The organism is Kitasatospora sp. NPDC048239, assembly GCF_043202015.1.
Taxonomy (GTDB): Bacteria; Actinomycetota; Actinomycetes; order Streptomycetales; family Streptomycetaceae; genus Kitasatospora.
In genome coordinates this window covers 118,819-137,801 of the sequence record NZ_JBICZP010000019.1, presented here as the reverse complement: position 1 = coordinate 137,801, position 18,983 = coordinate 118,819, and the positions used below count along the sequence as shown (strand labels likewise).

Sequence of the window (18,983 nt, the reverse complement as noted above, 5' to 3'; positions counted from 1 at the left end):
GACAAGAGCGCCCCCGGGCAGGGCGCAACCTAGGAAGGTTACAGGGTGCTCATGGCGCGCGGGCCCAGATCACTGCGGACCGGCAGGGGCGCGATCCGTACCCGCGCCCCCAGGATCGCCAGCCCGTGCGGGGCCACGACCACGGGTTCGAGGTCCACCGAGGCGACCTCGGGGAGGTCGTCCACCAGCCGGGAGACCCGGAGCAGCAGCTCCTCCAGGGCGTCGGTGTCCACCGCCTCGGCACCGCGCCAGCCGAACAGCAGCGGGGCCGCCCGCACCTCGCGGATCAGTCCGGCCACGTCCTGGTCGGTGGCGGGGACCAGCCGGTGGGCGACGTCGCCGAGCAGCTCGGCGGGGGCTCCGGCCAGGCCGAAGGAGAGGATCGCGCCGACCGCCGGGTCGACGGTCGCGCCGATCACGGTGTCCACCCCGCGCGGGGCGAGGCGCTGCACCACCAGCTCCGCCTCGGCGGCGCCGCCGAGCAGCGCGTCCAGCTCGCGGTGGGCCCGGCGCAGGCCCGGCTCGCCGGTCAGGTCCAGCCGGACGCTGCCGAGGTCGGGGCGGTGGCGCAGGTGCCGGGCGGTGGCCTTGAGGGCGACCGGGTAGCCGAGGACGGCGGCCGCCCGGACGGCGCCCTCCTCGTCGGGTGCGGGCAGCGTCGGGTGGACGTCGACGCCGTAGTGGGCGAGCAGCGCGGCGGTGTCCGCATCCGGGAGGGTGATCCGCGCCCCGCCGGGCTGGGTGCGGGCCGCGATCGCGGTGCGGGTGCCGAGCGCCGCCTCGACCAGGGCGCGCGCACCGCCCTCGTCGATCCGGTCCAGCTCGGGGACCCTGGCGGTCTCCTCGGCCTCGGCCATCCGGCGGCGCCAGTCGGCGTAGTGGACGGCGTGCGCGAGGGCGCGTACGGCCCGCTCGGGCGCCGGGTATGCGGGGATGCCGCCCGGACGCAGCCGGGCCGGCAGGTCGGTCAGCGCCAGGTGGGCGAGCACCAGGGGCTTGCCCAACTCCTTCGCCCGTTCTCCGGCTTCGAGGAGGGCGGCGGCGATCTCCGGATCGTCCGAGCCCATCTCCGGGTCGTCCGGGCCGGTCAGCCGGCCGCCCATGAAGGCGTGCGCGGAGGTGCCGATCGGCGGGATGGCGACGGCGATCACCGCGTCCACGGCCGGGTCGCAGAGCGCCACGTCCAGCGCGATCCGGAAGTTCTCGCCGGTCGCGGCGGTGGTCAGGTCGACGGGGGTGCGCGGGCGCAGGCCGGCGCTCAGGCACGCGTCGTGGGTGAGCAGGCCGAGCGAGTCGGAGTTGCCGACGACGGCGACCCGGTCGCCGGGCGGCAGCGGCTGCAGGGCGAGCAGCTCGCCGGTGTCGTACAGCTCGGTGATGGTCTCCACCCTGGTCACGCCGGCCTGCTCGAACAGGGCGTCCACCGTGGCGTCGCGCAGGCCGGTGGCGGTGGCCGGGACGGCGTGGCCGGGCGGCAGGCTGCCGGTGTGGCGGGCGCCCTTGACCACGACGATCGGCTTGGCGGTGGCCAGCCGGCGGGCGATCCGGGTGAACTTGCGCGGGTTGCCGAAGGACTCCAGGTAGAGCAGCACCACGTCGGTGGCCGGGTCCTCCGCCCAGTACTGGAGGAAGTCGTTGCCGGAGACGTCGGACCGGTTGCCGACCGAGGCGAAGGAGGAGACGCCGAGGCCGCGCCGGTGGGCGGCCTCCAGCAGGGCGACGCCGATCGCGCCGGACTGGCAGAAGATGCCGAAGCCGCCGCGGTCGGGCAGGACGGGGGCGAGCGAGGCGTTCAGCGGCTGGTCGGGGTCGGTGTTGATCAGGCCGAAGGCGTTCGGGCCGAGCACCCGCATCCCGGCCGCCCGGGCCTGGCGGACCAGGGCGCGCTGGCGGTCGCGGCCCTCGGGGCCCGTCTCGGCGTAGCCGGCGGTAACCACGACCAGGCCCTGGACGCCGTGCGCGCCGCACTCGGCGACGGCGGCGGGGACGGCGGCGGCGGGGACGGCGATCACCGCGAGGTCCACCGGGCCGGGGATCTCCAGGATCGAGCGGTGCACCGGGACACCGTCCAGCTCGGTGCCGGGCGGGGCGTTGCGGTTCACCGCGTACACCTGGCGGTCGGCCGCGGGCGCGGGGGGCCTGGCGCCGCTCTCGGGGAGGGTGCTCTCGGGGAGGCCGCCCAGCAGGTCGCGCAGGATCGCCCGGCCGACGGTCTGCGGGTTGCGCGAGACGCCGAGCACCGCGACCGAGCGCGGCGTGAGCAGCCGCTGGACGGACCTGGCCTCGGCGCGGTGCTCGCGCGCCCGCATCACGGCGAGCGAGGCGGCGGTCGGCTCCAGGTCGAACTCCAGGTGCACCACGCCGTCGGCGAAGCTGCGGTGCTGGGTGTAGCCGGCGTCGGTGAAGACCTTCACCATCTTGCGGTTCTCCGGCAGCACCTCGGCCTGGAAGCGCCGGATGCCGCGCTCCTGCGCCACCGCGGCGATGTGCTCCAGCAGCGCCGAGGCGACCCCGCGGCCCTGGTGGGCGTCCTGCACCAGGAACGCCACCTCGGCGTCCGTCCCGTCCTCGGAGGGGCGGCCCTCGGCGTCGATCCGGTCGTAGCGGACGGTGGCGATGAAGCGGTCCCGGATCACCACGGCGAGGCCGACCCGGTTCACGAAGTCGTGGTGGGTGAAGCGGCGGACGTCCCGGTCGGAGAGCCGCGGGTAGGGGGCGAAGAAGCGGAAGTACTTGGACTGGTCCGAGACCTGCTCGTAGAACTCGACCAGCCGGCCGGCGTCGCCGGGGGTGATCGGCCGGATCCGGGCCGTGCCGCCGTCACGCAGCAGGATGTCGGCCTCCCAGTGCTGCGGGTAGTCCGGCCCGGTCTGCTGCGGGTCCTTCGCCGACTCCTTCACCGGGTCCGTTCGCGAGTCCTTCCGCAGGCCCTGCACAGGGTCCTTCGGCAGGTCCTGGTTCGGCTTCGGTACCGCGGAGTCGTCCACATTCGTCAGGTTATCCGGCGGCGAGCCGAATGGCGCCGGACCTGCGCCCACGGCAGGGTGGGCAAGGCCACTGGCCGGGGCTTATGCCCCCGAAAGAAACAATCACAACTCCTGAACGCGGCGGCTCGAAGGGGTCTCCTGCGTGCAACACTGGTCTAGACAACATGGCCGCCACCCCGAGCACGGCCGTGACCAGCTTCACCGGAAAGGCACGTCTCATGGCCGAGCGCCGCGTCACCATCGGTTGGGCCGAGGGCCTGCACGCCCGTCCCGCCTCCATCTTCGTCCGGGCCGTCACGGCCACCGGCGTGCCGATCACCATCTCCAAGCCGGGCGGCACCCCGGTCAACGCCGCCTCGATGCTGGGCCTGCTCGGCCTCGGCGCCCAGGGCGGCGAGGAGGTCGTCCTCGCCTCCGACGCCGAGGGCGCCGACGCGGCCCTGGACCGCCTCGCCAAGCTGGTCCAGGAGGGTCTCGACGAGCTGCCGGCCGCCGCCTGAGCACCGTCGTGACGACCTGAGCACCGCCGTGCAGAGGGGGCACCGCTTCGGCGGTGCCCCCTTTCGCGTGTCCGGCCCCCGCGCCCGGGGCTCTTCAGCCCCGGCTGAACACCGTGAGCGCACCGTCCGGGAAGCGGCTGGGTGCCGGCGGACCGAGCAGGTGCTCGGCGAGCTCCCGGCCGATCCCCAGGATGTCCGGCCAGTCGCCCAGCCTCGGGCAGGCCCCCTCGACCACGCCGTCCCAGTCCTCGTCCCAGGTGCGACCGGCCCGGTCCAGCACGAAGCCCTGGCAGCCCGACCGGAACGTCGCCACGATCCGCACCAGCGCCCTGACCACCTGCTCCTGCCGCTCGCCCAGCCCCTCCAGCCCGAACTCGACCACGATGCCGTTCCCCGTGGCGCGCACGGCGGTGAACACGTCGCTCGCCGCGTCCAGCCAGAGCTGGAAGGCCACCCCCGGCGAACCGGCCTCCAGCCCGTCCAGGCCGTCCAGCAACTCGGGCTCGGAGACGCTTCGCTGCTCACCCCAGGCGCCCGGCTCGTCCGCGATCACGGTGATGGCGCCGGTCAGCGGGTTGCGGGCGGCCAGGCCGAGGGCGGCCAGCCGCCGGAGCACCACGGCCGCCTCCCGGCGCGACCACGGTGCGCGGTACCAGAGCAGGAACCCCTCGTTCATCGCCAACACCCCTGCGGCTCAGACGACGACCACATGCTGCTTCCCGAGCAGGGTCCGCGCCTGGTCGAGGACCCGTTCGGCCGTACCCCGCTCGAAGTAGACGCGTGCCGGAACACCGCGGACCTGCGCCGCCCGGCGTAGCACCTCCAGCCTATGGGCGACCTTGGGCAGTTCGCCGGGTTTTGCCCGACCCAGCACCATGATCAACGAGCCGTCCGGGCCGATCACGTGCACGGCGGCCTTGCCCAGCCCGTCCAGCTGCACCACCGCCTCGGGGTCCCGGCCCGACAGCAGCACCCGCCCGCCGGTCAGCGCGGCCACCTCCAGCACGGCCCCGGGGGGTGCGGGCGGTGGCGGCGCGGCACCGCTCCCGCCGCCGCGCGGGCCCGCCGAGGCCGACTGCGCGGCGGGGCCGCTCCGTTCGATCGCCGCCCCGACCACCTGCAGCACCGGGACGGCCTCGCCCGCGCGGCGCAGCACCGGCTCCACGCCGAGCAGGTCGGTCCCGCGGGCGAGGGAGACCACCGGCAGCATGGCCGGATCCTCCACCACCGTCGCGAGGTCGAAGCAGGCCCGCCCGAGCCGCGCCATGGCTCCCGTCACCGCCGACAGCAGCGCTCCGTCGTACCCCCGCCCGCGCCAGATCGCCGACCAGTAGCGCTCGGCCGCGCGCACCTCGCTGGAGGCGCTGCGCTCCCCGAGCAGCCGCACGCCCACGGTCATGTCGACGCCCGCCTCGGCGACCGACGTTGCCGCGGACTCCCAGGCGAGCCCGGCCTGGGCCAGCAGCTCGGCGCCGGCCCGGCCCGGCCCGCCCGCGGGCGGCAGCGGACGCTCCCGGAGGGCCTCGGGCGGGACGAGGAACGGCAGCAGGTCCGGGTAGGCGTGGACGGTCACGGCGTCGCTGGCGTGGTCGGCGCGCAGGTAGTTGTTCGCGGTCGCGACCAGGCAGTCCGCCATCAGCCCCACCGCGCCCCAGGCCGTCACGGCCGCCCGCTGAGCGGCCGCCGCGGCCTGGTCGTACGACTGGGCGAACACGGCCGTGACCGGTCCGGCGGCCATCCCCGGTGTGCCGCCCAGCCGGGCGACCAGCAGCCGCACCGCCTCGTCCACCTGGTCCTGGCCACGGGCCAGGCTCTTCGCGACATGGTGGAGGTCCTCCGGGTCGAGGATCACCCGCAACCGACCGTCCGCTCCCGTCACCGCACCCCCCACATCCGGTGGTTGGCCTCCTGGGCGGTGCGGTAGTGCTGCTGTGCCTGCACCACCACGGCCCGGAGCCGTTCGAGCGCGGCCCCGAGCTCGGCCGACCCGGCCTGCCACGCGGCGAAGCGCTGCTGGAACTGGTAGGCGGCCTCCCCCTCCCAGAAACCGGCCAACCGGGCCAGCCCCTGGTCGAGTTCGGCCAGCAAGGCGGCCAGTCGGCCGGCTATCGCCGTCAACTCGTCCTGGTGCTCTTCCAGAACGCCGGAGTCCAGGTGGAGCAGTGGGAACATTGACCACAACTCTCTTGTCAGAGACCGTTTCTGAGAACCGTATCGCACCATTCGGACAGTGCCGGAGGCGACTTGGAGCCCGCCGTACGCGCCCCCCGGCCGTTCGACCGGCACCGGTACCGACCAGGCTTGGCCTGACCGGCCGGCGCGCCGTCAGCCGGTCGGGTCGAGCGTGACGACGGCCAACCCCGCCGGGCCGCCGAAGGCCAGCGCCGGGGCCGAACGGGCGGCGCCGCCGCAGGCGGCCAGGGCCAGCACCTGGCGACCGGTCACCACGGACAGCAGCTCCACACCGTCGAACGGATCCCACAGCCGGACCGTGCCGTCCGCCCCGCCGCTGGCCAGCCGGACCCGGCCGCCGGGCCCTCCGAGGGCTCCGAGGCCGTCGGGGCCGTCGGGGCCGTCGCCGCCGGAGCCCAGGACCGCCAGCCCGTGCACCTCGTCCACGTGGCCGGTCAGCACCTGCCCGGTCGGGCGGCCGGTCAGCGCGTCCCAGAGCCGGATCGTGCCGTCGGCTCCCCCGGCGGCCAGCAGCCTCCGGCCGTCCGGGGCCGCGAACGCCACGACCGAGGTCACCGGGCCGTCGTGGCCGGTCAGTTGCGTTCCGGGCTGCGGGTGGCGGAGCGGGTCCCAGAGCTGGACGGTGCCGTCGTCGCCGCCACTCGCCACCATGACCCGGCCCGCCGGGGTGGTGAACGCCGCCAGACAGCGCACCCAGTCGCGGTGGCCGCGGAGTTCGACGACCCGATGCGGCCCGTGGCGCGTCGGGTCCCAGATCCGGACGGTCTCGTCGACCCCGCCGACGGCGAACAGCGGCCGGCCGTCGGCGCCGGTGAACGCCGTCAGCGCCAGGACACCGCCCGCGTGCCCGGCCAGCGGCTCGCCGACCGGCAGACCGGCGACCGGATCCCACAGCCGGACCGTGCCGTCGTCGCCCCCTCCCGCCACCAGCACCTGGCCGGACCCGGACACCGCCGCCGCCACCGCGCGGACCCCGTCCGCGTGCGCCCAGGGGGATTCGCCGACCAACCGGTCGTCCTGCGGATCCCACACCCGGAGCCGGCCGTCCTCGCCGCCGGCCGCCACCAGCATCCGGCCGTCCGGGCCCGGGCACACCGCCACCGCGGCCACCCCGGCCGCCCGCTCGGGCCCCGGCCCGGCACCGCGCCGCCCCGCGGCGCCCGGTACCGGCGGCGCGGTGGCCGCCGACCCGTCCGGGCGGGACACCTCCGACACGTCCCACACCCGGACCGTACGGTCCTCCCCCGTGCTGGCCAGCAGCGGCCGGCCGTCGGCGGCGGTGAACGCCGTCACGGCGAGGACGCCGCCCGCATGCCCGGTCAGCGGCTCGCCGACCGGTCGGCCGGCGGCCGGGTCCCACAGCCGGACCGTGCCGTCGTCGCCACCGCTCGCCAGCAGCACCCGCCCGTCCGGCAGCGCCCCCACCGCCACCGAGCGGACCCATCCTTCGTGGCCCGCCAGCGGATCGCCGACCAGCGCGTTCCGCTCCGGATCCCACAGGCGCAGCACGCCCTGGTCGCCCGCTCCGGCGAGCAGCACCCGGCCGTCCGGGCCGGTGAACGCGGCCACCGCCCCGAGGTCCCCGCTCAGCCCGGTCAGCGGGGCGCCTGCGTCCGCCCCGAACTGCGGGTTCCACAGGCGCAGCACGCCTGCGCCGTCGCCGCTCGCCAGCAGCACCAGGTCGGGGCGCAGGGCGAACGCCGTCACCGAGCGCACCCAGTCCTCGTGCCCGACCAGCGGGGAGCGGACGGCACGGCAGGTCACCGGATCCCACAGCCGGACGGTGCAGTCCTCGCCGCCGGTGGCCAGCAAGGTCCGGCCGTCCACGCCGGTGAACACCGTGATCGCCAGCACCCGCCCGACGTGGCCGGTCATCGGCCCGCCGACCGGCTGACCGGCGGCCGGATCCCACAACCGGACCGTGCCGTCGTCGCCGCCACTCGCCAGCAGCACCCGACCGCCGCGTACGGTCACGGCCGCGAGGGCCGCCACCCGTCCCCCGTGGCCGGTCATCGCCTCACCGACCGGCTCCCCCGTCGCCGGGTCCCAGATCCGCAGGGCGCCGCCCGCGTCCCCGGTGGCCAGCCAGGTCTCCCCGTTCGCCGCGGTGAAGGCGGCCAGCGCCGACGGGGTGTGCGGGACCGAGGCCAGCACGTTGCCCGGCACGCTCCAGCGGCTCCACACCGGGGCCAGCCACGACCCCGCGAGCAGCGGCTCTCCACCTCCCCCGCTGCCTGCGGGGGACCTGCCTGCTGCGGACGCGCGGCCTGCTGCGGAGGCGTGCCGCGCCAGGACCAGGCTGGCCACCCGCGCCCGGTGGTCGGCTCCCCCGAGGAAGGGCTCGATCCGCGACCAGGCGGCCAACCACCGCCGGCCCTCCCGGTCGGCGACCGGCAGGCCGAGCAGCCCCCGGACGGCGCCGCCGGTGTGCCAGGGCAGCACGTCCGGCGGCAGGTGGCGGTCGTCCAGCACGCCGCCGAGCGCGGCATGGCGGGCCAGGTGGCGGGCGATGTACGGGTGGGGGATCCGGCCGCGTCCCCGGTCGGCCAGGGCCGCGGCGATCCGGCGGTGGGCCGTCCGCGGCTCCCACCAGGGCCCGGGCGACGGTGCCGGGGCGTGGGCGGCGGCAGGCGTGCCGTCCGAGGCGTCAACGGCAGGCGTGCCGTCCGGCAGTCCGCGATCGTGCCGCGGGTCGTCCGCCGACCACAGCAGCCGGTGCGGTTCGGTGCGCAGCACCTCGGCCAGCCGCTCGTGCGTCGGCCGGTAGACGGCCCTGCCGTCCTCCGAGTCGTAGCGCAGATAGCCCGCCAGCCGGCTGTCCAGCAACAGCGCGACCATCCGGTCCGGCACCGGCCGCCCCCCGACCGGCCCGTCCCCGGCCAGCGCCTCCGCCAGCAGCGGCCAGACGTCCGCCCGGGGCACTCCCGCGCCCTGGGCGAAGGCCCCCGCGCCCAGCAGCGCCAGCACCGTGGGCGCAGGAAGGTCGGCCGTCGCCACCTCCGCCAGATCCTGGCGGAGCAGCCCCACCGTCCCCTCGCCGAGGGACGACCACCACCGCTCGTCCCGGAGCAGGCCCGCCGGGTCGGGCGACTCCCGCAGCTGGCGGCCGGCCAGGCGGGCGTCCAGAAAGGACGGCGCGCACCGGCGCGCGACCTCGGCCAGCTGCGCCTGGTACCGCTCGCCGACCGCCCCCTCCTCGGGCAGCAGCGCCCGCAGGTAGCACTCGATGTCCGCCGCGGCGTCCGCGGCGTCCGTCCGCAGCACCGCCGCCCCCGGCAGCACCCGCTCCAGCAGCCGCAGCAGACCCGCGTCCTCCACCGCCTGCCCGACCACGCTGCGCACCCCGATGACCAACCGCAGCCCGACGCCCGCCTGCCCGCCGTCGGCGGCCCCGCCCGCGGCGGTGAACCGCGCCAGCGGGGCGAGCAGCCCGGTGACCAGCTGGTACGGCGCCCGCGCCTCGTCCAGGCCGTCGATCACCAGCGTGACCAGCCGCCCGGCATCCGCCAGCTCCGCCAACAGCTGCTCACGGAGCTGGAGGACCCGGTCCGCACCGCCCACCTGCGCCGCCGGCGGGCATCCGAGACCGACCAGGACCCGCTCGAAGATCTCCGCGACATCCAGGTTCCGGGCCAGTACCGCGACGTCGATCGAGCCGACCGGGGGGACGGTGCGTTCCGGCGCCTCCGCCAGCGCCGCGGCGTACCGCTCCTCGGCCCGGAAGGACGCGTCGCTCAGCGTGACGGCCCGCGCGATCACCGCCGACTTGCCGGTCCCCGTCGCACCCGACACCAGCAGCACCCCGGCCGGGCCCGCCAGGAAGTCCGCGACCACCGTGGTCAGCCGACTGCGGCCGGCGAAGTACCAACCCCCGTCCTGCCTCTCCGTGCGGCCACTGGCCCGCTCCACCCAGTCGTCCAACTCCGCCCGGGTGTAGGCCACCTGGCTGAGCTCGGGCGCCACCAGTGCAGGCACCGACCGGTACCCGGGGTTGGGCAGGCAGAGCGTTGCCCCGCCGGTGTTCTGCTCCTTCAGGAGCTCGGTCGGGATCCGCAGCGACAGCCGGCTCGCCGCATCCTGCAGCGCGCCGACGAAGTCGTTCACCGACAGGTACGGGGTGGTGATCCCGTCGGTCTCCCGCAGGTGCTCGTAGGCCTCCGCCAGCACCTCGGTGAACTCCCGTACCTGGACGCGGTCGTAGACATCGGTGGTGGCCACCACCGCCAGGCTCGCGGTGCGCCGCCGGTCGGCGGCGATGTCGTTGCGCAGCCGGACGAGCTCCGCCTCGATTCCGCGCGCGCCGCAGGTGTTGACGATCACCAGGACGTGCTCCGCCAGCGAGTCCAGCGCCGAGGCGACGAGGTCCATCGTGCGGTACGCCGTGGCCGGCAGCCGCTGCTGGTCCGACGCCGGCAGGCACAGGTAGTGGTAGCCGGACTGGGCGGTCTTGCCGTGGCTCGCGATGTACAGCACCAGGGCCGTCGACCGGCCGGCCTCCCGCAGGCCCGCCTCGTGCGCGAAGTCCTCCACCGCCCGGCGGCCGTCGAGCTTCTCGGAGTGCACCGGCGTGAACCGGCGCTCGCCCAGCTCCGGGCCGCACCACCACTGCTCGACCGTGTCCCGCTGCTCCGCCATCCCGGCGGTGAACTCCTGGTCACCGTCGTCGTAGTCGGACGCGATCACCGTCACCAGCAGCCGTTCGATCCCGTCGCCGCCGTCCGGGGCCGCCGAGGCCACGTCCGAAGGGTCTATCGGAGGTTCAACTTCCGGCAAAGGCAAGAACATTCACGCTATTGTGCCGATCCATGCGAACCCCGGCGGCGGATCCCGCACACTCGACCACCACCCGGGCCCTCACCGGCCGCTCGCCCGTCGCCCCGGCCGTCAGCCAGGACGCGGTCGTCATCGTCCCCGGGATCATGGGCAGCGCCCTGCGCAACGCCCACACCGGAGAACCCGTCTGGGGCCTGAGCCCGAAACTGCTCGCCGGGTTCTGGAGCGACCCGGACCGCCTGCGGGTCCTGCACCTCACCCCGGCCGAACGCGAGGGCCGGTACGGCCGGATCGAACCCGCCGGCCTGCTCACCGCCTCCACCTGGGCCCCTTTCCTCAAGGGGGTCGAGCCCTACACCGACCTCGTGGACACCATCCGCGAGGTGGTCGCCGACCGCGCCGCCGTACTGGAGTTCGGCTACGACTGGCGTCTGCCGGTCGCCGTCAACGGCGCCAGGCTGGCCGCGGCCGCCCGACGCCACCTCGACGCCTGGCGCACCCGCCCCGCCCACGAGGACGCCCGGCGGCTGCGTCCGGACGGCCGGCCCGCCCAACTCGTCTTCGTCGCCCACTCCATGGGCGGGCTCGTCACCCAGGAGGCGCTCGCCGCGGCTCCCGGGCTCGCCGCCGACACCCGCGCCGTGGTGACCCTGGGCACCCCCTTCGAGGGGTCCGTCCTGGCCGCCACCATCCTCAACTCCGGGCGCGGCGGCCCCGCGGCGCTGCCCCGGCGTGCGCTGCGCGAGCTCGCCGCCACCCTCCCCGGCGTCCACGACCTGCTGCCCCGGTTCCTCTGCGTCGACTCCGGCGCCGAGGCGCACCGGCTCAGCCCCGCCGACGTCGCCGCCCTCGGCGGGGACCTCCACCTGGCCACCGCCGCCGAGGAGTCCCACCGCCGCCGCAGGGCCGTCCCCCTGCCCCGGCACCGCGCCGTGGTGGGGACCGCCCAGCCGACCCCGCAGAGCCTGCAACTGCGCGACGGCATCGTCCACGAGCAGTACGCCGGATTCACCCACAACTCCGACCGCACGCCGATCCGTGACGGCGACGGCGTTCCCGTCCTCACCGACCAGGCCGGCGACGGCACCGTCCACCAGGACAGCGCCTCCCGCGGCGGCGACGCCATCACCTACCTCCCCCTCCAGCACGGCGCGCTCGCGGCGGACCGCAGTGCACGCCACCACGTCCGCGCCGTCATCACCGAACGCGACCGGGTGCTCGGCCCGAGCATGGGGGCCGAGCACGTCGGCCTGGACGTGCCCGACCTGGTCGAGGCCGGCCTCCCCTGGCACCTCCGGCTCCCCGGCGCCGACTCCACCGCCGGCGTCAGCCTCACCATCCACAACACCGACGGCGACACCCCGGTGCGCGCCCCCTGGCCGTCCGCCCGGGACGGCCTGGTCGGAGCGCGGATCACCCTCCCCGCGCCCGGCCTCTACCGCGTCACGGCCATCGTCAGCGGCCAGCCGCCGATCACCCAGCTCGTCCTGGCCATCACCCCCGGCCTCGGCTAGGGCCTGGGAGAACAGCCCGAGGAGGGCCCCGACGGGTGTCGGGGCCCTCCTCGGGTCGGCGGTCAGCCCTTGACGCAGACGACCTGCTTCAGGTGGGCCACCACCTCGACCAGGTCCTTCTGCTGGGCCATGACCTTCTCGATCGGCTTGTACGCGCCGGGGATCTCGTCCACGACACCGCTGTCCTTACGGCACTCCACGCCCTTGGTCTGCTCAAGGAGGTCCTGCGTGGTGAACCGCTTCTTCGCCGCGGTGCGGCTCATCTTGCGGCCCGCGCCGTGCGAGGCCGAGTTGAACGCCGACTCGTTGCCCAGCCCGCGGACGATGTAGGAGCCGGTGCCCATGGACCCGGGGATGATGCCGAGGTCGCCGGAGCCGGCCTTGATCGCGCCCTTGCGGGTCACGAGCAGGTCGACGCCGTCGTACTGCTCCTCCGCCACGTAGTTGTGGTGGCAGCTGATCACCTCGTCGAAGGCCACCTTCGCCTTCGGGAACTCACGGCGGACGACGTTCTGGAACAGCGCCATCATGACCGCCCGGTTGTTCTTGGCGTACTCCTGCGCCCAGAACAGGTCCTGGCGGTAGGCGGCCATCTGCGGGGTGTCCGCGATGAAGACCGCGAGATCGCGGTCAACCAGCCCCTGGTTGTGCGGAAGGGACCGGGCGACGCCCATGTGGTGCTCCGCCAGCTCCTTGCCGATGTTGCGCGACCCGGAATGCAGCATCAGCCAGACGGTCCCGTCGTCGTCCAGGCACACTTCCGTGAAATGGTTGCCCGAGCCCAGCGTCCCCATCTGCTGCATGGCCCGCTCGCGGCGCCACTTGACCTCGTGGGCGACCCCGTCGAAGCGCTGCCAGAAGTCGTCCCAGCCGGCCGTCGCGAAGCCGTGGAGCTTGCCCGGGTCGACCGGGTCGGTGTGCAGGCCGCGGCCGACCGGGATGGCCTGCTCGATCTTGGAGCGCAGGCGGGAGAGGTCGTCCGGCAGGTCCTTGGCGGTGAGCGAGGTCTTCACCGCGCTCATTCCGCAGCCGATGTCCACCCCGACGGCCGCCGGGCAGACCGCGCCCTTCATCGCGATGACGGATCCGACCGTCGCGCCCTTGCCCAGGTGGACGTCGGGCATCACGGCGAGGCCGTGCAGCCAGGGCAGCGAGCTGATGTTGCGCAGCTGCTGCATGGCCTGGCCCTCGACGGTGGCCGGATCGGTCCACATCCGGATCGGGACCCGGACGCCGGGTACCTCGGTGTACGACATGGTTGAACGACCTCCAAAGGTCGGCTGGTTCAAGCCTAGGTGTGCTGCCGCGCGAGGAGTCCCGGTGCGGCTCGGGGAAGATCCTGGGTCCGGCGGCGCTCAGGCGGCCAGGGGGCATCGGGAGGACGGCCTCGGGGAGCGCGCTGTGGTCGGCTCGACCCGCATGGTGACCGCCTCCTCTCCGTGTGTGTACCGGCTGCCGGGGGATATCTACCCACGCGGCGCCGAGGGCCCGCAAGGGAATTAACCGCGGTCGGGACGGCGGTCCAAAGCGAGGGGCCCGGCGGAGCACAGTGCTCCACCGGGCCCCGGCCCGCAGCGGGTTCAGGCGCTGATGACGGTGACCTCGCCGATGCCGAGCTTGCGCACCGGGTCGGCGATCTCGGCGGCGTCGCCGACGAGGACGGTGACCAGGCGGTCCGGCGGGAACGCCGCGACGACGGCCTCGGTCGCGGCGGCCGTCGGGAGCTCGGCGAGCCGCCGGTAGACCTCGGCCTGGTAGTCGTCCGGCAGGTGCTGCTCGACCTGGTCGGCCAGGGTGCCGGCCACCGAGCCCGCGGTCTCGTACTTCAGCGGGGCGACGCCGACCAGGAACTGCACGGCCTCGTCGCGCTCGGCGTCGGTGAGGCCCTCGGCCGCGAGGGTGCGCAGGATCGTCCAGGTGTCGCCGAGCGCCGGCGCGGTGGAGGCGGTGTCCACCGAGCCGCTGATCGCGATCAGCGCGCGGCCGGTGCCGTCGGCGGCCGAGCGCAGCGGCTGGGCGAAGGCCCGCACGCCGTAGGTGTAGCCCTTCTCCTCACGCAGGACGCGGTCCAGGCGGGAGGTCAGGGTGCCGCCCAGGCAGTAGGTGCCGAGGATCTGCGCGGCCCAGTCGGGGTCGTGCCGGTCCGGGCCGATCCGGCCGATGAGCAGCTGGGTCTGCACCGAGCCGGGGCGGTCCACGATCACGACGCGGCCGGTGTCGTCGGCGGTGACGGGGGCGTGGACGCTGGGGGCGGCGGTGTCGGCCGTCCAGGCGCCGAGGGTGGACTCCAGCAGTGCCGGCAGCTCGACCCCGGTGAGGTCGCCGACCACGACGACGGTGGTGGTGGCGGGCCGGACGTGGGCGTCGTAGAAGGCCTGGACGGCCGCCCGGTCGATGGACTTGACCGACTCGGCGGTGCCGCCGCGGGGGCGGGAGAGCCGGTCGGCGCCGTCGAAGAGCTCGGCGTAGAGGGCCTTGGCGGCGCGCCGGGCGGGGTTGGCCTGCTCGTGGACGATCTCGTCGAGGCGGTTGGCGACCAGGCGCTCGATCTCGTCCTCGGGCAGGGCGGGGGCGCGCAGGGCGTCGGCGAGCAGGCTGAGGCCGCGCTGCAGCCGGGAGGCGGGGACCTCCAGGGAGACCCGGATGCAGGGGTGGTCGGCGTGCGCGTCCAGGGTGGCGCCGGCGCGCTCCAGCTCGGCGGCGAACTCCTCGGCGGTGAGGGTGTCGGTGCCCTCGTTGAGGGCCCGGGCGAGGATGCCCGCGATGCCGTCGAGGCCCTCCGGCTCGGCGGCGAGCGGGGCGTCGACGAGGACGTCGACGGCGACCAGCTGCTGGCCGGGGCGGTGGCAGTGCAGGACGGTGATGCCGTTGCCGAGGGCGGCGCGCTCGGGGGCCGGGAAGGCCCACGGGCTGGGGGTGCCGGGCTGGGGCTGGGGGTGGAACGTCATGGCGGGGACGTAGTCGGTGCTCATGCGGCAGCGCCCTCCTCTTCGGTGTCGGTGGCGGCGGTCTCGTCGTCGGCGGTGGTGGGCTCGTAGACGAGGACGGCCCGGTTCTCGGGGTGCAGCCGGGCCTTGGCGACGGCCTGGACCTCCTCGGCGGTGATGTCGAGCACCTTGGGGAGCGCCTCGTTGAGCAGCTTGGGGTCGCCGAACAGGACGGCGTAGCGGCAGAGTTCGTCGGCGCGGCCGGCCACGGTGGTGAGCCGGTCGAGCCACTCGCGCTCGATCTGGGCCTGGGCGCGCTCGAGTTCGGCGGCGGTGGGGCCGTCGGCGGCGAAGCGGGCGAGCTCCTCGTCGACGGCCGTGTCGATCTGCTCGATGGTGGCGTCGCCGGAGGTCTTGACGTCGAGCCAGCCGAGGCTGGGGGCGCCGGCCAGCCGCAGCAGGCCGAAGCCGGCGGCGACGGCGGTGCGGTCGCGCCGGACCAGGCGGTTGTAGAGCCGGCTGGACTCGCCGCTGCCGAGGATGGTGAGGGCGAGGTCGGCGGCGTCGGCCTCGCGGGTGCCGTCGTGCGGGAGGCGGTAGGCGGCCATCAGGGCGCGGGAGGGGACCTCCTCGCGGATGTTCTCCCGGATCTCGCGGCCGATGCTGTCGGGGAGGGTGCCGTCGCGCGGGGGCTGCTTGCCGTCGTGCGAGGGGATCGACCCGAAGTACTTCTCGACCCAGGCGATGGTCTGCTCGGGGTCGATGTCGCCGACGACGGAGATGACGGCGTTGTTGGGCGCGTAGTACGTGCGGAAGAACGCGCGGGCGTCCTCCAGCGTGGCGGCGTCCAGGTCGGCCATGGAGCCGATCGGGGTGTGGTGGTACGGGTGGCCGTCGGGGAAGGAGAGCGCGGTGAGCTTCTCGAACGCGGTGCCGTACGGGACGTTGTCGTAGCGCTGGCGGCGCTCGTTCTTGACGACGTCGCGCTGGTTCTCCATCGAGGTGTCGTCGAGCGCGGCGAGCAGCGAGCCCATCCGGTCGGCCTCCAGCCAGAGGGCGAGCTCCAGCTGGTGGGCGGGCATGGTCTCGAAGTAGTTGGTGCGCTCGAAGCTGGTGGTGCCGTTGAGCGAGCCGCCGGCGCCCTGGACGAGCTCGAAGTGCCCGTTGTTGGAGACGTTCGCGGAGCCCTGGAACATCAGGTGCTCGAAGAGGTGGGCCAGCCCGGTGCGGCCCTTGACCTCGTGGCGCGAGCCCACGTCGTACCAGAGGCAGACGGCTGCGACCGGGGTGAGGTGGTCCTCGGAGAGGACGACGCGCAGGCCGTTGGCCAGGCGGTGCTCGGTGATGGCGATGCCTCGGGTGGAGGCGGGGGCCGGGTTGGCCATGCGCTCGGGTCCTTCCCGTCGTCGATGTCGGGGATTCGTGTGGCGTCCCCATTGTGGTGCAACGCGCGGAGGGCGTGGATGTGTCCGCGCGGACGGGGCGTTCGCCAGGGGCGGAAGAGGGGCGCTGGCGGGGTGTGTCGGCGCGAGGGTCCACAATGGGGGCGCTGAGCCCTGATGGACGGCAGACGCAAGTGAGACGCAAGCGAGACGTAAGGGAGCCCCGCCGCGATGGCCCGCCGCAGTTCGCAGACCCCGCCGCCCGGAGATTTCGAGGAGCGGATCCTCGACGTCGACGTCGTGGACGAGATGCAGGGCTCCTTCCTGGAGTACGCCTACTCGGTCATCTACTCGCGTGCGCTGCCCGACGCGCGGGACGGCCTCAAGCCGGTGCACCGGCGAATCCTGTACCAGGCCAACGAGATGGGCCTGCGACCGGAGCGCGGGCACGTGAAGTGCGCCCGCCTGGTGGGCGAGGTGATGGGTCGGCTCCACCCGCACGGTGACGCGTCGATCTACGACTCGGTCGTCCGGATGGCGCAGCCCTTCTCGATGCGGCTGCCGCTGATCGACGGGCACGGGAACTTCGGTTCGCTGGGCAACGACGACCCGCCGGCCGCGATGCGCTACACCGAGTCGCGGCTGACGGCCGCGGCGATGGCGATGGTGGAGTCGATCCACGAGGACACCGTCGACTTCGGGCCGAACTACGACGGCAGCGAGCAGGAGCCGCAGGCGCTGCCGGCCGCGTTCCCCAACCTGCTGGTGAACGGCGCGACGGGCATCGCGGTCGGCATGGCGACCAACATGCCGCCGCACAACCTGTCCGAGGTCGTGGCGGCCGCACGGCACCTGATCAAGCACCCGAACGCGGACCTGGACACGCTGATGCGGTTCGTGCCCGGGCCGGACCTGCCGACGGGCGGCCGGATCGTCGGCCTGTCGGGGATCCGGGACGCGTACGAGTCCGGTCGCGGCACCTTCAAGATCCGGGCGACGACGTCGGTCGAGAACGTGACGGCCCGCCGCAAGGGCATCGTGGTCACCGAGCTGCCGTACAACGTCGGCCCGGAGAAGGTGATCTCGAAGATCAAGGACCTGGTCAACGCGAAGCGCCTGCAGGGCATCGCGGACGTCAAGGACCTCACCGACCGCGAGCACGGGCTGCGGCTGGTGATCGAGGTGAAGAACGGCTTCGTGCCGGAGGCGCTGCTGGAGCAGCTGTACAAGTTGACGCCGATGGAGGAGACCTTCGGCATCAACAACGTGGCGCTGGTGGACGGTCAGCCGCTGACGCTGGGTCTGAAGGAACTGCTGGAGGTCTACGTCGACCACCGCTTCGAGGTGGTCCGCCGGCGCAGCGACTTCCGGCGGCGCAAGCGCCAGGAGCGGCTGCACCTGGTCGAGGGCCTGCTGGTGGCGCTGGTCGACATCGACGAGGTCATCGCGATCATCCGGTCGAGCGACAACGCGGCGCAGGCGAAGGAGCGCCTGATCGAGCGCTTCTCGCTGTCCGAGACGCAGACGGCGTACATCCTGGACACCCCGCTGCGCCGGCTGACCCGGTTCGACCGGGTGGAGCTGGAGGAGGAGCAGGCGAAGCTCAACTCCGAGATCGCCGAGCTGACGGAGATCCTGGAGTCGGACACCCGGCTGCGCAACGTGGTGTCGACCGAGCTGGGCGCGGTGGCGAAGCAGTTCGGCACCGAGCGGCGGACGGTGCTGCTGGAGGCGGGTGCGGTGCCGTCGGCCTCGCTGTCGGTGCCGCTGGAGGTCGCGGACGATCCGTGCCGGGTGCTGCTGTCGTCGACCGGCCTGTTGGCGCGGACGGCGGACGGCGAACCGTTCGAGCTGTCGGAGAAGCGGTCGAAGCACGATGTGATCGTCTCGGCGGTGCCGGCCACGGCCCGCGCCGACGTGGGTGTGGTGACCTCGGCCGGCCGGGTGCTGCGGCTGGCGGTGATCGACCTGCCGGCGCTGCCGCCGACGCCGTCGCCGACGCTGGCGGGCGGGGCCGCGGTGGGCGAGTTCCTGCGCCTGGAGGCCGGTGAGCGGGCGCTGGCGCTGACCACGCTGGACGAGTCCTCGCCGGGTCTGGCGCTGGGCACGGTGCAGGGCGTGGTGAAGCGGGTGGTGCCGGAGTGGCCGGCGAACAAGGACGAGTTCGAGGTGATCGCCCTCAAGGAGGGTGACGAGCTGGTCGGCGCGGTCGAACTGCGCACCGGCGAGGAGGACCTGGTCTTCATCAGCTCGGACGCTCAGCTGCTGCGCTTCCCCGCCGGCACGGTCCGGCCGCAGGGCCGCCCGGCGGGCGGTATGGCGGGCATCAAGCTGACGGACGGCGCGCGGGTGCTGTCCTTCACCGCGGTGGATCCGGCGGTCGACGCGGTGGTGGTCTCGGTGGCGGGTGCCTCGGGCACGCTGACCGGTGAGGCCCAGAGCAGTTGGAAGGTCACGCCGTTCGAGCAGTATCCGCGCAAGGGCCGTGCCACCGGCGGGGTGCGCTGCCAGCGCTTCCTGCGCGGTGAGGACGCCCTGGCGTTCGCCTGGGCCGGCGCTGCGCCGGCCCGCGCGGCCGCGGACAAGGGCGTCCCGGTCGACCTCCCGGAGCGCGACCCGCGCCGTGACGGTTCGGGCACTCCGGTGACGGCCGCGATCACGGTGGTGGCCGGCCCGGCGTAGCGGTCGGCCAGGCGGAGGGGTACCG

At 74.5% G+C, this 18,983-nt stretch carries 11 protein-coding genes; 3 read left to right on the top strand and 8 right to left on the bottom strand.

The genetic code is table 11. The features are described from left to right. Positions 1-38: 38 nt before the first annotated feature. Positions 39-2,900, bottom strand: coding sequence for a GNAT family N-acetyltransferase (locus ACGFZP_RS34830; RefSeq protein WP_392940636.1), 2,862 nt, complete (start codon positions 2,898-2,900; stop codon positions 39-41). 305 nt (positions 2,901-3,205) lie between these two features. Between ACGFZP_RS34830 and ACGFZP_RS34825 the strand changes: the two genes are divergently transcribed. Next, positions 3,206-3,487: an HPr family phosphocarrier protein gene (locus tag ACGFZP_RS34825; protein ID WP_392940634.1), complete on the top strand. Its 282-nt coding sequence runs from the start codon at positions 3,206-3,208 to the stop codon at positions 3,485-3,487. A 94-nt stretch (positions 3,488-3,581) separates the two neighbouring features. On the opposite strand, the gene ACGFZP_RS34820 is transcribed toward ACGFZP_RS34825, so the two are convergent. The 4 genes from ACGFZP_RS34820 to ACGFZP_RS34805 all read right to left on the bottom strand — a co-directional run bounded on the left by ACGFZP_RS34820 (position 3,582) and on the right by ACGFZP_RS34805 (position 10,417). Next, on the bottom strand, positions 3,582-4,163 hold the full coding sequence (locus ACGFZP_RS34820) for a hypothetical protein (protein ID WP_392940588.1): 582 nt from the start codon (positions 4,161-4,163) through the stop codon (positions 3,582-3,584). 18 nt (positions 4,164-4,181) lie between these two features. Continuing rightward, the gene (locus ACGFZP_RS34815) at positions 4,182-5,366 is read right to left on the bottom strand and encodes a hypothetical protein (protein ID WP_392940586.1); all 1,185 of its coding nucleotides are present in this window, start codon (positions 5,364-5,366) and stop codon (positions 4,182-4,184) included. After that, positions 5,363-5,659, bottom strand: a complete 297-nt coding sequence (locus ACGFZP_RS34810) for a WXG100 family type VII secretion target (RefSeq protein WP_392940584.1) — start codon at positions 5,657-5,659, stop codon at positions 5,363-5,365. The genes ACGFZP_RS34815 and ACGFZP_RS34810 overlap by 4 nt, the downstream gene beginning before the upstream one ends. A gap of 153 nt (positions 5,660-5,812) precedes the next feature. Further along, positions 5,813-10,417, bottom strand: coding sequence for a hypothetical protein (locus ACGFZP_RS34805; RefSeq protein WP_392940582.1), 4,605 nt, complete (start codon positions 10,415-10,417; stop codon positions 5,813-5,815). Positions 10,418-10,485: 68 nt separating this feature from the next. Here ACGFZP_RS34805 and ACGFZP_RS34800 point away from each other — a divergent pair, with 68 nt between their 5' ends. After that, positions 10,486-11,967, top strand: a complete 1,482-nt coding sequence (locus tag ACGFZP_RS34800) for a hypothetical protein (protein ID WP_392940580.1) — start codon at positions 10,486-10,488, stop codon at positions 11,965-11,967. Positions 11,968-12,029: 62 nt separating this feature from the next. On the opposite strand, the gene ACGFZP_RS34795 is transcribed toward ACGFZP_RS34800, so the two are convergent. From ACGFZP_RS34795 to ACGFZP_RS34785, 3 genes are all read right to left on the bottom strand, one after another. Then, on the bottom strand, positions 12,030-13,223 hold the full coding sequence (locus ACGFZP_RS34795) for an RtcB family protein (protein WP_392940579.1): 1,194 nt from the start codon (positions 13,221-13,223) through the stop codon (positions 12,030-12,032). 324 nt (positions 13,224-13,547) lie between these two features. Continuing rightward, positions 13,548-14,915 (bottom strand): M16 family metallopeptidase, encoded by a 1,368-nt coding sequence (locus ACGFZP_RS34790; protein WP_392940632.1) that lies wholly within the window; start codon positions 14,913-14,915, stop codon positions 13,548-13,550. Positions 14,916-14,935: 20 nt separating this feature from the next. Continuing rightward, positions 14,936-16,279 (bottom strand): M16 family metallopeptidase, encoded by a 1,344-nt coding sequence (locus tag ACGFZP_RS34785; protein WP_392940577.1) that lies wholly within the window; start codon positions 16,277-16,279, stop codon positions 14,936-14,938. Positions 16,280-16,507: 228 nt separating this feature from the next. On the opposite strand from ACGFZP_RS34785, the gene ACGFZP_RS34780 reads away from it, so the two are divergent. Next, positions 16,508-18,958 (top strand): DNA topoisomerase (ATP-hydrolyzing) subunit A, encoded by a 2,451-nt coding sequence (locus tag ACGFZP_RS34780; protein ID WP_392940575.1) that lies wholly within the window; start codon positions 16,508-16,510, stop codon positions 18,956-18,958. The last annotated feature ends 25 nt before the right edge of the window (positions 18,959-18,983 follow it).

Bases quoted from the DNA above. Each gene is read 5' to 3' on its own strand.
- ACGFZP_RS34820 (WP_392940588.1), bottom strand. From the start codon at position 4,163: ATGAACGAGGGGTTCCTGCTCTGGTACCGCGCACCGTGGTCGCGCCGG.
- ACGFZP_RS34790 (WP_392940632.1), bottom strand. From the start codon at position 14,915: ATGACGTTCCACCCCCAGCCCCAGCCCGGCACCCCCAGCCCGTGGGCC.
- ACGFZP_RS34825 (WP_392940634.1), top strand. From the start codon at position 3,206: ATGGCCGAGCGCCGCGTCACCATCGGTTGGGCCGAGGGCCTGCACGCC.
- ACGFZP_RS34800 (WP_392940580.1), top strand. From the start codon at position 10,486: ATGCGAACCCCGGCGGCGGATCCCGCACACTCGACCACCACCCGGGCC.
- ACGFZP_RS34810 (WP_392940584.1), bottom strand. From the start codon at position 5,659: ATGTTCCCACTGCTCCACCTGGACTCCGGCGTTCTGGAAGAGCACCAG.
- ACGFZP_RS34780 (WP_392940575.1), top strand. From the start codon at position 16,508: ATGGCCCGCCGCAGTTCGCAGACCCCGCCGCCCGGAGATTTCGAGGAG.
- ACGFZP_RS34785 (WP_392940577.1), bottom strand. From the start codon at position 16,279: ATGGCCAACCCGGCCCCCGCCTCCACCCGAGGCATCGCCATCACCGAG.
- ACGFZP_RS34795 (WP_392940579.1), bottom strand. From the start codon at position 13,223: ATGTCGTACACCGAGGTACCCGGCGTCCGGGTCCCGATCCGGATGTGG.